The sequence below is a fragment of the Shewanella mangrovisoli genome, assembly GCF_019457635.1.
In the GTDB taxonomy this organism is placed as follows: domain Bacteria; phylum Pseudomonadota; class Gammaproteobacteria; order Enterobacterales; family Shewanellaceae; genus Shewanella; species Shewanella mangrovisoli.
On record NZ_CP080412.1, the window covers coordinates 1,083,039 to 1,096,396 of the forward strand.

Genomic DNA, 13,358 nt, shown 5'->3' on the forward strand with positions numbered 1-13,358 from the left:
CAAGGGCTAGGCTTTTTAAATAGAGTTAGCGTTTAAAAGAGGATAAAGGCGTATTCTTTTGACGACGAATAATATTTCAAAATAATGATCAAATAATTAAGTTTTAAATTAATTGCCATAATTTAAATTATCGAAAACGCCTATTTTATTCGGTGTGGCATTCTTAAAAATATCATCAAAATATCACATTTATTTTTTGATTGTTATTTGCTCGTTTTTACTCTGATATATCACTGTGATGTCTTTATCTTACTTATTGTTTTCTTACCGCTTAATACTTTTGTGTTATATCACTGTTCTGTATATAGGACAGTTTGAGTTGTAAAATTTCATTTCTATCAATATCTTATGAATGCATAGTGGGATCTTCCCCTCTTTTTTTAGCTTTTCAACTCTGGAATAATCCGCCCGCACGTTAATAAAAATTAGCGGCGATATTATAATAATGGGGTTGATAATATGGATAATGTTAATAAGTTAACGGCTATTTCTTTAGCTGTGGCCGCAGCTTTGCCAATGATGGCAAGCGCTGATGTGATGATCACTGAATATGTTGAAGGTAGCTCGAACAACAAAGCTATCGAATTGTATAACAGCGGTGATACGGCAATTGATCTGGCGGGTTATAAACTCGTTCGTTATAAAGATGGCGCCACTGATGCTTTAGATATGCAAGCATTAGATGGACAAAGTATTGCGCCAAAATCCACAAAAGTGATTTTAAACTCAAGCGCAGTCATTACCCTGCCTCAAGGTGTCGATAGTTTTTCGGGCACGTTAAGTTTTAACGGTGGTGATGCGGTTGCCTTAGTTAAAGATGGTGCCGTAGTCGATATTATCGGTGATGTGCCCACGCCGACAGGATGGGGCCTCGATGTCACCCTGCAGCGTAAACTCGATTCATTAGTCGCCAACACTGTTTTTAATCCTGCCCAGTGGGAACAATTACCTAAGGACACTTTCACCGGTTTAGGTTCGCTAGAAGCGGCGACTGAGCCTGAAACCCCCGTCTTTAGCTGCAGCGGCGCGAAAATCGTCCCTATTTATCAAGTCCAAGGTGCGGGTGAATCCAGCCCTTATGTACCTGAAGGCGCATTCGAGTCTGAAACCGAAGTGACGGTTCGCGGCGTAGTGACCGCCCGTGGTGAGAGCTTATTTAAAGGCTTCTACCTCCAAGAAGTGAAAGGCGATAACTCGCCATACACCTCCGACGGTGTGTTCGTGTTTTTAGGTGAGAATCCACCTGAAGCGATTCAACCAGGGGTTGAAGTCTGCGTTCAGGGTAAGGTGAAGGAATACTTCGGCCTAACCCAAATCGATATTAAAGCCGATAAGAAATTTGAAGTGGGTGCTAAGGGCGAAGTCCCTGCTGCAACACCATTCTACGTGGCTGATGGCGAAACCTTAGCGCAAGCATTAGAGCGCTACGAAGGCATGAACGTGAAACTGGATGCGGGTAGCGATCTGAAGATCAGCCGTACCTTCAGTTACGATTATGCGGGCCGTCGTAATAACATGTTGGTGTCTTACAAGGCGCCGTTGATGAAGCCGACTCAGCTCTATCCAGCATTGTCACCAGAAGCGACGGCGTTAGTTAAATCTAACCTTGAAAATCAGCTGTTTATCGAATCTGACTACAAGCCAGCCGACGGTGTTATCCCTTACTTCCCTGACTTTAACGTCGAAACTGGTTATATCCGTGTGGGTGACCAACTGACTAACCTTGAAGGGGTGATTGGTTACAGCTACGGCGCCTACCGTTTAGTGGCAACCAATACTATTACCGCTGGCGACTTTATCCGCGGTGACGATAGAACCGACGCGCCAAGTGTGGCCACTAAGGGCGATATCCGTGTTGCTAGCTTTAACGTGCTGAACTTCTTTAACGATGTGGTCGGTGGTGATACTAACCCATCGGGCAGTAACCGCGGCGCATTAACCGAAGAAGAAATGCTGCTGCAACGCGCGAAAATCGTCAGCGCGATTACCGCCATGAACGCCGATATCGTCGGTTTAATGGAAATCGCTAACAACGGCTTTGGTGAAAAGAGCGCGATTAAGAACTTAGTCGATGCCTTAAACGAGAAGCAAACCGCTGACAATGCTTACAGCTTCGTTGAAATCACCGATGAAGATAAATACGACGGTAAGTACTTCGGTAGCGATGCCATCACTGTGGGTATGCTTTACCGCGCGGGTAAAGTGAGCCTAGCGGGTGCGGCTCGCGCGATCGACACCCCTGAGCAACACGCGACAGCTGGCAGTGTGACTCGCACTAAAGACGGCAAGACTGAGACTAATCCAGGTAACGATGCTTACCAACGTCACAGCTTAGCGCAAACCTTTAAGATCCATGATGAAAACTTAACCGTTGTTGTTAACCATCTGAAATCTAAAGGTTCAGGCTGTTTAGAAGATTGGGTCAACTTCGAAGAGTCAGTCGATCCTGCCGATCAGCAGGGCAAGTGTAACGCCTTCCGTGTATCGGCGGCTAAAGTGCTCGGCGAAGCCTTAAAAGACGTTAAGGGCGATCTGCTGGTGATTGGCGATATGAACGCCTACGGCATGGAAGATCCTATCCGCGTATTGACCGATTACGATGCGAGCAAGTCTGAGCGCGATATCATGACTGCCTCTTGGACTACTCTTGATGGCAAAGTGTTTGAGCGCCAAGGTAGCAAGATTGAGAAGGGCTATGGCCTAATCAACCTCAATACCAAGGCCCATGGCGCTGGTACTTACTCATACAGCTACAACGGTGAGTTAGGTAACCTCGACCATGCCTTAGCAAACACCAGTCTTGCCAAGCGTTTAGTGGATATCGAAGATTGGCATATCAACTCGGTTGAATCTAACCTGTTCGAATACGGCAAAAAATTCTCTGGCGAACTGGCCAAATCTGAGAATGCTTTCTCAGCCTCTGACCATGACCCTGTGATCGTGGCATTAAGCTACCCAGCGCCGGTTGAGCCACCAAAACCTGAGCCAAAGCCAAAGGATGATGGTGGTGCATTAGGATACTTAGGTTTAGCCTTACTATCCCTATTCGGCCTGCAACGCCGTCGCCGTTAATCGAGAGTTTGCACGCTCACGGCTAAGTTTGTGAGCTAAACTCAGAGCTAAGGGATGGTTTTACCATCCCTTTTTTATGGCTTGAATCGGGCGAAATGCCGAGAAGGTTAGTCAAACGGAGAAGAGAAGATGGCAGTGACAGGCTCCTACCATTCAATTGAAGTGGCGAAAGCGCCACTGTGGTTTTATTTTGTCGCACTCATCAGTTTGTTATGGAACATCATGGGTTTATTGGCATTTGTTATTCAAATGACCATGACGCCTGAGGCTATGGCGCAGATGAGCCCAGATCAGATAAAACTCTATGAATCGACACCCGCCTGGCTCGACTTTGTGTTTGGTTTTGCGGTGGTTTCTGGCGTTATTGGTTGTCTGTTGTTACTCGTTAAAAAAGCCTTTTCTTATAAAGTGTTGCTCGCGTCCCTGGTCGCCGTATTGGTGCAGATGGGCTATGTCTTTGGGATTCAGCAGGCGGCAGCGGTATTAGGCAGCGATGCCCTTATGATGCCGAGTGTGGTGAGCCTGTGGGGGCTGTTTTTAGTCTGGTTTAGTCGTTTGGCTGTCACAAAGCATTGGTTAACTTAGGCGTAGCGACTCCTTGCCGTCTTATACTGATTAAGCCAATGCGTATGTGTTGAACTTCAGTCACTTCTTAGTAAACTGCTAGCTGGTTTTCTTTACTAGGATGTTGAAATGAGTATTTGGTTTAGACCTGTCACCTTAGAGGATTGTGCCCGTTTAGATGCTGGTATGGGGGGCAAAGGCACCTTGATGCAGACTCTCGGGATTGAGATCAGCGAGATTGGCGATGACTATATGAAGGCGACTATGCCTGCCACGCCCGCGGTACATAATCCCTTAGGCATAGTTCATGGCGGTGCTAACGTGGCGCTGGCCGAAACGGTTGCCAGCTATGCCGCAAACTTTGCGGTGGATTTCGAGCAATATTATTGTGTTGGACAAGAGATTAACGCCAACCATTTACGCGCTTCGCGTAATGGCGTACTGACCGCGACGGCTAAACCGGTTCATTTGGGAAAACGCAGTTCGGTGTGGGAAATCTTAATCCATAATAGTGCAGGGGAGTTGACCTGTATTTCACGGATGACGGCGGCGGTAGTAAAACGCTAACAAGGCTCAACCAACCTGTTTTAGTTGTATCAATCGATAAATAAGGACGTGATATGGATAGTGCAATGATGTGGGAATGGGTTGGTTATTTAGCGTCTGTGGTGGTGGCCATCTCTTTGATGATGTCTAACATCAAAAAGTTACGCTGGTGGAACTTGCTGGGGTCGGCATTATTCGTTGCCTATGGGGTAGCGATACAAGCTTACCCGGTGGCGGCGGTTAACTTTTTTATCGTAATAATCGATGCCTATTATTTGGTCGTCATCTATCGCGAACAGGCGGCCTCTGTCAATGAGTAATATGTAGCACTTTGAATCAATTGAAGTATTTTTTAAGTTTGTCTTAAGCTCGAGTTCTCATTTTTGCCAAGTCGGTTTGCGTTACGGCTGGCATACTCTTTATTCTGTCGCTGGCTATTTCATCGCATACGGGGAGTGAACTTTACTCCCTGAATGATCTAAGCACTCTTCGTTAATCTGAAATGCAGATTGTTTGAATCTATATTAATCGCTTTATTGAATCTGTATCTTTGTCTATTCTAACTCCATCGACAAAACGTCGCCCCGCCAAGGAGATAAGCCATGGCCACAATTTACGATTTAATTGAATCTTGGGTTAACACCAATCAAGAATGAGGAGCAAGGTATGAGTCAACAGTATTTAACAAGCCAAAGCGGTTCTCCAATTGCTGACGATCAAAACTCATTGTCAGCGGGCGAGCGTGGTCCATTACTACTGCAAGATTGGCATTTAATTGAAAAGCTTGCCCACTTTAACCGTGAGCGTATTCCAGAGCGTGTTGTGCATGCCAAAGGCACTGGCGTATACGGTACTTTCACCCTGACTAAAGACTTAAGCGAATACACCATTGCCGACCATTTTAACGGTGTTGGTAAGCAAACTGAAACCTTCGTGCGCTTCTCTACCGTAGGCGGTGAAATGGGCTCTGCCGATGCCGAACGCGACCCCCGTGGTTTTGGTCTGCGCTTTTATACTGCTCGTGGTAATCACGACATAGTGGGTAACAACACGCCTACTTTCTTCCTGCGTGATGGGATTAAGTTTCCAGACTTTATCCATACCCAAAAACGTAACCCATTGACGAATTTGAAAGATCCACAAGCTATGTGGGACTTCTGGTCATTAAACCCTGAAGCCATGCACCAAGTGACGATTCTGATGTCTGACCGTGGTATTCCGGCAAACTACCGCCAAATGCATGGTTATGGTTCACATACTTTCTCGTTCTGGAATGCTAAAGGTGAGCGTTTCTGGGTGAAGTTCCACTTCAAATCGCAGCAAGGCGTGGTGAACTTAACTAATGAGCAAGCCGATAAGTTAAAGGGTATCGACCCTGACTCATCCCAGCGCGATATGGTGGTGGCAGTGACCGATGGCAACTTCCCTCGTTGGACGGTGAACGTACAGGTTATGCCTGAGAGCGACGCCAACACTTACCATATCAACCCATTCGATTTAACTAAGGTGTGGCCACATGGCGATTACCCGTTAATTGAGATTGGTGTGTTAGAGCTGAATCGTTTACCGCAAAACTACTTTGCCGAAGTTGAGCAAGTGGCATTAGCACCGAGCAACTTAGTACCAGGTGTAGGCGCATCGCCCGATAAGATGTTACAGGCACGTTTATTCGCCTATGCCGATGCGCAGCGTTACCGTATTGGGGCGAACTACAACCAGTTACCAGTAAACTGCCCACATGCGACTAAAGCCAACCATCATCAACGTGCGGGTGCCATGGCGGGAACGCAATGCCCGTACCACGGTAGCCAAACTGGTGGTGATGCCGCGGCCAACTATGGTCCAAACAGCACTGCGGGGGCTTTAGTGGAACCAGCAAGCTTTGCCGAGCCACCACTGCGTTTAGATGGCGAAGCGGCGCGTTACAGCCGTTACAATCAGGATGATTACACGCAAGCGGGTAATCTGTATCGCATCTTTAGCGAAGCAGAGAAAGCGCGCTTAGTGGAAACGATTTCAGGCTCACTGCGTCAGGCAAGTTTGGATGTACAGCAACGTATGCTGGCACATTTCCACAAGGCCGATGCGGATTACGGTCAACGGATCCAAACTGCACTCGGGTTATAAACTTAATTAACCCATAAAAAGGGCCAGTGTTATCACTGGCCTTTTTGTTTATCTAAATTTAATCAATTGGTTAAAGCACTAGCGTTGCGACACCTAACAGGGCGAATAAAATCGCGCAGCCCCTGTGGATCCACTTCATTGGTAGTTTTTCGGCACTAAAATGCCCTGCAATAACCACTGGGACGTTCGCCAGCAACATACCCAAAGTGGTACCTGCAACCACCATGGCTAAGGCATCGTATTTAGCGGCTAACACGACAGTCGCGATCTGGGTTTTGTCGCCCATTTCGGCAATAAAGAACAGAATAAAGGTCGCGATAAAAGGTCCCATCTTATAGAAACGGCTTTCTTCGGCGTCCACTTTATCGGGGATTAACACCCATAGCGCAATTGCAAAGAAGGAAGCGGCAACCAAGTAGCGTGCTACATCTGGGCTTACCCAGTTAATAGCCCATTGGCCAAGCCAAGCGGCGGCAAAATGGTTAAACAGGGTTGAGAGTAAAATACCCAAGATAATCGCGGTTTTATTTTTAAATCTTGCAGCGAGTAATAGGGCAAGCAGTTGAGTTTTATCGCCAATCTCGGCGATGGCAACCGTAAAGGTTGAGGCGAGTAACGCTTCCAAGTGTGATCCTTTTAGGGGTGGTTTTTGACATAAGCACAATAGACCGTCCACCCCTAGGTGCGGTTACTGTGCTCAGGTCTTGCAGGACAAATCGATGATTTGCTGTAAACACCATGGCATGCGGCCAAGTATGTTGATGTTCACCCTGAATATCGATGGCTCGAAATCCAGTTAGCTACTCCCCCGAAGCGAGGAGGGCATTATACCCAAGTAAGAGTCTGTTTCAAGGGTAAAGTCATTAAGCTTAAGCGCAAATAATATGACAGACGCCAATAAAATACCGCTCAGCGTTTTGTAATGTGTTGAATTGTAACATTTTAATTTTTGACAACGTTGTCTTTTATTGTTAGGTTAACCCTGTCTCAATTTAAGTTACATATTGTTAACTTGAATGGAGAGCCACCGTATTTGGCAAACTAATTGAAAAATTAGGACGCAAAGCCTCCGGTCTAAAGTTGTAAAGGGATGTTGTAACTAAGATAGCGGGGTTGCCTCTGAATTGATTTAATGCTTTCAATTCTTTGAAAAATAAACGGCTTTGCTTAATGCTGTTTTGCCTAAATACCACTTTTATACCTATGCCAATCTCGTCGAGAAAGGCACCCTACGGAGTACATTAAAGTGGAACATCAAACTGCTTTTTCATCCATTACAAACGCTAAACTCAAACGTCCGCAACTGGCTCGCTTAAGCCTAATAGCCTTAGCTTTAAGCGCCACGAGTGCGCTAGTTAGCCAAACGGCGTCGGCCCACGGTTATGTGGTTTCACCAGAGTCACGCTCATACGCCTGTAAAACTGGCAGCAATTTAAACTGCGGCGCCGTTCAGTGGGAACCGCAAAGTGTTGAAGGTCCATCAGGTTTTCCTGAGTCAGGCCCTGCCGACGGCAAAATTGCCAGCGCAGCCAACGCGGCGTTTTCTCCCTTGGATGAACAGAGCCCAAGTCGTTGGTCTAAGCATGACATTAAGTCGGGTTGGAATGACTTTAGCTGGCAGTTCACCGCTAACCATGTGACCCGCAATTGGCGTTACTATTTAACCCGCCAAGGGTGGGATCAAAACCAAGCGTTGAGCCGTGCAAGTTTTGACTTAGCGCCCTTCTGTGTGGTCGATGGTGGCATGGTGCAGCCGCCTAAGTTAGTGACGCATAACTGTTATGTGCCTGAAGATAGAACCGGTTATCACGTCATTTTGGCCGTGTGGGAAGTGGGGGACACTACCAACAGTTTCTACAATGCCATCGATGTGAACTTTAGCTCTGGCGCCGTGGTGCCGGGCGAGTGGACCGACATTGGTGATATCAATCCGTCACTCGATCTTAAGGCGGGTGATAAGGTGATGACGCGGGTGTTTGATGCGAATGGTGAGCAAACTGCCAAGCAAACCCAGATAACCATTGCCGATGCCACCCAAGGCGCCAAGCAAAATTGGCCATTCCTGTTAGCCAGCGCGATTAACGCCCAGCAGCCACAACTTAAGGCGGGGCAGAAGAATGCCTCTGGGGTGATCTCGCCCGTTTACGGTAAAAATGAGATTTATGCCGCGCCCAATTCGGGTCTAGAGCGAGTGGAAGTGAGCTTTGATATTGCGCCTGCGCCGGGCAATCAGCTCGATGTCACGTCACTCGCCGATGATTACCCCATTGTCGATGGTGCCGCAAAGGTCAGTTTCGATGTTAGCACTAATACCGATATGCAGGTCTCGGCTTACCTGTTTAGCCACGATGGCACGGCAGTAGGATATGTCACGCAAGCGGTCAATAATACTAGCGAGAGTTTAGTGCTGGATGTCGTCGCGCCAAAGGCGGGCCATTATCACTTACAGGTGAAGGGCGAGCCAAAGCAAGGTGAGGTTATCCAGCAAAACTTCGATCTGTTCTTAAAAGATCAAGCCACAGCCCCGGATGCCGACTTTGTCTTCCCCGAGGGCATTAAAAACTATGTGGCGGGTACTAAAGTGCTGCAACCTAAAACTGGCAAGGTCTATCAATGTAAACCTTGGCCTTACAGTGGTTATTGCATGCAATGGTCGCCAACGGCAACTGGGTTTGAACCGGGTGTCGGCGGCTCTTGGGCTATGGCCTGGACTGAGCTGTAACCCGTTAACAGGGGAATAAGGGGATTGTGAGCCGTGTTAATCCGCGTTAGCGTAATCCCGTATCCTCTGAGCGAATCGCTAAACTCATTGATAAACCCTGCAATGCCACAGGTTTGCAGGGTTTATTGTTTTGATAACAGATCCGCCTCGATTTTTTATCTTTTACTCATATTTCCCCATCGGATAGCCAAGGCGGCGTCATCTTTGTCTATAACTGGCTTGCCCGCTGGGATAGGCTCTGTTAATGTCCCTAGCTATCTTCTATTACGCGCGATGTCGCTGCTTTGCTAAGGCAATCACGGTTGAAATTAATGTCACTTTTCTTCAAACGATTTAGTTAGCCTCAATGGCGACTGGGTTGAAATATTCAAAAGCTATTGGGGCCAATTGATCTGCTCTTTGAGATCGGATTGGATGCTTTAAGTTTAGTGACGCTTTTCGTTTGAGATTGCTGTTGGCTTAATCACAGAGTGCGCAAGGCTTTATCCTTCAAATCTACTCAAAAAACCTTAAAAAATAATAATTAATACTTGAATAGGATAATTGTGTGAATTCAAAAATGTTAGGCTCGATAGCCATTGTCGCGGGGACCGCCATTGGCGCGGGAATGTTAGCCTTACCCTTAGCCACGGCCGCCTTAGGCATGGTGCCAGCCATTTTGCTAATGGTGGTGATTTGGGGCTTGTCAGCCTATACCTCATTGTTAATGCTTGAGATTAACCTGCGCTCTGGCGTCGGTGATAACGTCCACGCCATCACGGGCAAACTCCTCGGCAAGAAAGGCCAAATGGTGCAAGGCGCTTCCTTTCTCAGCTTACTCTTTGCTTTAACGGCGGCGTATTTGACGGGCGGCTCATCGCTGTTAGTACTTAAAGCCAAAAATATGTTCGACCTAGTGTTAGACAACCAACTGGCTGTGGTGCTGTTTACCTTAGTGCTGGGTGGATTTGCGGCCTTAGGGGTGGCTTGGGTCGATAAAGCCTCGCGCTTCTTGTTTTCGCTGATGATTTTATTGCTAATTGTGGTTGTGCTGTTTTTATTACCCGAAGTCAGCATCTCGAGTATGGCAACCAGTGCGGTGGCCGAGTCCATGACCAGCAGTTGGATGGCGGCGATTCCTGTGGTGTTTACTTCCTTCGGTTTCCACGTGTGTATCGCGACCTTAGTGCGTTATTTAGATGGCGATGCTGTGTCGCTGCGCAAAGTATTGCTAATCGGTTCAACCATTCCACTCGCTTGTTATATCTTCTGGTTATTGGTGACCTTAGGCACAGTCGGTGGCACCGAAGTCAGTAGCTTTAACGGCTCTTTACCTGCGCTTATCAGTGCATTACAAGAGATTGCCCACACACCTTGGATCAGCAAATGTATTTCGCTGTTTGCGGATTTAGCCTTAATCACCTCTTTCCTCGGGGTAACCTTAAGTCTGTATGATTTTGTGGCCGAACTGACCCGCGCGAAGAAGACCTTCCTCGGCCGCGCCCAAACTTGGCTGTTAACCTTTGTGCCGCCGCTGTTATGTGCGCTCTATGTCCCCGAAGGTTTTGTTGCCGTATTAGGGTTTGCCGCCGTGCCGCTGGTGGTGATGATTATCTTCCTGCCGATCGTGATGGCACTGCGTCAGCGCCAAGCCATGCCGCAGGGATACCAAGTGTCCGGCGGGACATTTGCCCTCGGGATCGCGGGTCTGCTAGGCGCGGTGATTATCGGCGCTCAGCTATTTGTCGCGCTGTAACTTAAGGTTGTTTAACGCGCTGATACGGCAGAGTTAAACCGATAAATTATGATGAATGTATTTGCTTTGTAAGCGAATTTTTCTAACTCTGTTATAGAGTGCGTGCGATATGCTAAAGTCAGGCCTAGTGCCTGACTTTTTGCTTTTTAGCGTTAACCAAAGCGGCATGTAATCCCAATAAATATAAGAAATGGCCTCGCAAGCGCTCGGCTTTCTTCACCTAAAACGGACTTAAGATAATGAAAAAATGGTTACTCTCAGTTGCCGTGGCGGCGAGTTTTGCCTCCCATGCCGATGAAGGTATGTGGCAGCCACACCAATTGCCCGCAATGGCCGATGAACTCAAAGCGAAAGGCTTAGAGATTGATGCGAAATCGATTTCCAAACTGACCGAATTTCCCATGAATGCCGTGATTAGCCTAGGTGGCTGTACGGCATCTTTTGTATCGCCAAAAGGCTTAGTCGTGACAAACCACCACTGCGCCTATGGTTCGATTCAATATAACTCGACTCCAGAGAAGAACCTGTTACAGGACGGTTTCTTAGCTAAAACCTTTGCCGATGAATTACCCGCAGCGCCTGGTTCTCGCGTTTATGTCACCGAAGAGGTGACCAATGTGACTGAGCGTGTTAACGCAGGGCTTGAAAACAAGACGGGCCGTGAGTTTTATCAAGGCGTTGAGAATCAAGAAAAAGCACTCGTTGCCGAGTGTGAAAAGGATGAAGGCTACCGCTGCCAAGTGTATAGCTTCCACGGTGGCTTAGAATATTATCTGGTAAAACAGTTAGAAATCCGCGACGTACGTTTAGTCTATAACCCTGCGGGCAGCGTTGGTAAATACGGCGGCGATGTCGATAACTGGATGTGGCCGCGCCACACGGGCGACTTTTCGTTCTACCGCGCCTATGTGTCTAAAACCGGTAAACCTGCCGAATTTAGCGCCGACAACGTTCCTTACGAGCCAAAGAGTTTCTTAAAAGTCTCGGCAAAAGGCGTGAGCGAAGGGGATTTTGTGATGGTAGCGGGTTACCCCGGCCGTACCAACAGATACCGTACCGCGAACGAAGTGCAAAATCAGTTCGAATGGGCTTACCCAGAAGGCAAGATGCTGCGCGAACGTTTTATTGAAATCATCAAAGAAACGGCGCCAGAAGGTAGTGACGAGCGCATTAAGTACGAGAGCCAAATCGCTGGCTTAGCGAACTACGCTAAAAACTTCACCTCTATGATTGAGTTTTATGGTAAATCCACCATGTTAGCCGACCGCAAGGCCCGTGAAGCCGAGCTCGCCGCATGGATTGCTAAAGACGGCAGCCGCGAAGCCAAATACGGTAAAACCTTAAGCGAATTAGACGCGCTGATCGCTAAGAGCAAAGCTCATCAAGAACGGGATATGATTTTAAGCTACATTGGCAACACTACGATGGTGCCAACGGCGACCAATCTGTACCGTTTAGCCCATGAGAAGCAACTGCCTGATATGCAACGCGAACCCGGCTTCCAAGACCGCGATATGACGCGTTTCAAGGCGAGCATGGAACGTATCGATCGCCGTTATGCGCCAAGTGTGGATAAGGCCGTACTCTTAGATATGCTCAAACGTTATGCCGCGTTACCTGAGGCGCAGCGCTTACCTGCTATGGATAAAGCCTTTGGTATCGATAAAAAGGTTAACGAAGCTAAACTGGCGAAAACCTTAGACAAAATGTACGCCAAAACCGAGCTGGGCAACAAAGATGTGCGTTTAGCTTGGATGGAAAAATCCGTTGATGATTTCAAAGCCTCTAAGGATCCTTTTATTCAATTCGCCGTGGCCATGTATGACACTAACATGAGCGAAGAGAAGAAAGAGAAAGAGTTAGATGGCGAGCTGATGAAAGTACGTCCGCAGTATATGGATGCCATCATCGCCTATAACCGTGAGCAAGGTAAGCCAGTGTACGCCGATGCAAACTCTAGTCTGCGCGTGACCGTTGGTCATGTTAAAGGTTATGAACCTAAAGATGGTTTAGTGGCTAAGCCCTTTACTCGCCTCGAAGGCATAGTGCAAAAAGACACTGGTGTTGACCCATTCGATGCGCCGAAAAAGCAGTTAGAGCTTATCAAGCAGAAGCAATACGGTGATTTCTATGTGAAAGCCATCGATTCTGTGCCAGTAAACTTCCTGTCGACCTTAGACACCACCGGCGGTAACTCAGGCTCCCCAACCCTAAACGGCCGCGCTGAATTAGTAGGTTTACTGTTCGATGGCGTGTATGAAAGCATCATCGGTGACTGGGCGTACGACGACAATATCAACCGCTCAATCCAAGTCGATAGCCGTTATATGCTGTGGGTAATGAAGTATTTAGATAATGCCGACAACCTATTAGCCGAGATGGAAATCGTTAAGTAATACATCGCCGCATCGCATAGGTGCGGCAAGTATCATTGCCTAATGTTTGCGTCGCATGATTTAGGTGATAAATAGGTAGCGACCGCAAGGTAAGAAGAAAGCGATAAATCCACAGGATTTATCGCTTTTTTGTATTTGGAGGGGGAATAGGGTTAGTGTGAACTTATGTTAAAGCCTCAAGCTTCTATTGGTGAGT

The 13,358-nt window shown here is 47.4% G+C and carries 9 protein-coding genes and 1 riboswitch; of the genes, 8 read left to right on the top strand and 1 reads right to left on the bottom strand.

Translation table 11 applies throughout. The features are described 5' to 3' along the window. Window positions 1-459 precede the first annotated feature (459 nt). The 5 genes from exeM to katB all read left to right on the top strand — a co-directional run bounded on the left by exeM (window position 460) and on the right by katB (window position 6,309). On the top strand, window positions 460-3,072 hold the full coding sequence (exeM, locus tag K0H60_RS04795) for an extracellular exonuclease ExeM (protein WP_220057444.1): 2,613 nt from the start codon (window positions 460-462) through the stop codon (window positions 3,070-3,072). 129 nt (window positions 3,073-3,201) lie between these two features. Continuing rightward, window positions 3,202-3,657: a hypothetical protein gene (locus K0H60_RS04800; RefSeq protein WP_220057445.1), complete on the top strand. Its 456-nt coding sequence runs from the start codon at window positions 3,202-3,204 to the stop codon at window positions 3,655-3,657. Window positions 3,658-3,765: 108 nt separating this feature from the next. Further along, window positions 3,766-4,203 (top strand): PaaI family thioesterase, encoded by a 438-nt coding sequence (locus tag K0H60_RS04805; protein ID WP_011716039.1) that lies wholly within the window; start codon window positions 3,766-3,768, stop codon window positions 4,201-4,203. A 53-nt stretch (window positions 4,204-4,256) separates the two neighbouring features. After that, window positions 4,257-4,502 carry a YgjV family protein gene (locus tag K0H60_RS04810; protein ID WP_011716040.1) on the top strand — a complete coding sequence of 82 codons (246 nt, stop codon included), beginning with the start codon at window positions 4,257-4,259 and terminating at the stop codon, window positions 4,500-4,502. A 346-nt stretch (window positions 4,503-4,848) separates the two neighbouring features. After that, entirely contained in the window at window positions 4,849-6,309 is a 1,461-nt protein-coding gene (gene katB / locus K0H60_RS04815) for a catalase KatB (RefSeq protein ID WP_220057446.1), read from the top strand. Between the two features lie 70 nt (window positions 6,310-6,379). On the opposite strand, the gene K0H60_RS04820 is transcribed toward katB, so the two are convergent. Beyond that, a complete protein-coding gene (locus K0H60_RS04820; protein ID WP_088210953.1) occupies window positions 6,380-6,934 on the bottom strand; it encodes a TMEM165/GDT1 family protein in 555 nt (184 codons plus the stop codon). A gap of 400 nt (window positions 6,935-7,334) precedes the next feature. Further along, window positions 7,335-7,430: riboswitch (cyclic di-GMP riboswitch) on the top strand. 125 nt (window positions 7,431-7,555) lie between these two features. Here K0H60_RS04820 and gbpA point away from each other — a divergent pair. The 3 genes from gbpA to K0H60_RS04835 all read left to right on the top strand — a co-directional run bounded on the left by gbpA (window position 7,556) and on the right by K0H60_RS04835 (window position 13,162). Next, complete coding sequence (gene gbpA / locus K0H60_RS04825) at window positions 7,556-9,031, top strand: N-acetylglucosamine-binding protein GbpA (RefSeq protein WP_220057447.1); 1,476 nt, start codon at window positions 7,556-7,558, stop codon at window positions 9,029-9,031. Window positions 9,032-9,590: 559 nt separating this feature from the next. Beyond that, a complete protein-coding gene (locus K0H60_RS04830) occupies window positions 9,591-10,766 on the top strand; it encodes an aromatic amino acid transport family protein (RefSeq protein ID WP_220058111.1) in 1,176 nt (391 codons plus the stop codon). A 239-nt stretch (window positions 10,767-11,005) separates the two neighbouring features. Next, a complete protein-coding gene (locus K0H60_RS04835) occupies window positions 11,006-13,162 on the top strand; it encodes a S46 family peptidase (RefSeq protein ID WP_220057448.1) in 2,157 nt (718 codons plus the stop codon). Window positions 13,163-13,358: the final 196 nt, after the last annotated feature.

Bases quoted from the DNA above. Each gene is read 5' to 3' on its own strand.
- K0H60_RS04805 (WP_011716039.1), top strand. From the start codon at position 3,766: ATGAGTATTTGGTTTAGACCTGTCACCTTAGAGGATTGTGCCCGTTTA.
- K0H60_RS04835 (WP_220057448.1), top strand. From the start codon at position 11,006: ATGAAAAAATGGTTACTCTCAGTTGCCGTGGCGGCGAGTTTTGCCTCC.
- K0H60_RS04800 (WP_220057445.1), top strand. From the start codon at position 3,202: ATGGCAGTGACAGGCTCCTACCATTCAATTGAAGTGGCGAAAGCGCCA.
- katB (WP_220057446.1), top strand. From the start codon at position 4,849: ATGAGTCAACAGTATTTAACAAGCCAAAGCGGTTCTCCAATTGCTGAC.
- K0H60_RS04810 (WP_011716040.1), top strand. From the start codon at position 4,257: ATGGATAGTGCAATGATGTGGGAATGGGTTGGTTATTTAGCGTCTGTG.
- exeM (WP_220057444.1), top strand. From the start codon at position 460: ATGGATAATGTTAATAAGTTAACGGCTATTTCTTTAGCTGTGGCCGCA.
- K0H60_RS04830 (WP_220058111.1), top strand. From the start codon at position 9,591: ATGTTAGGCTCGATAGCCATTGTCGCGGGGACCGCCATTGGCGCGGGA.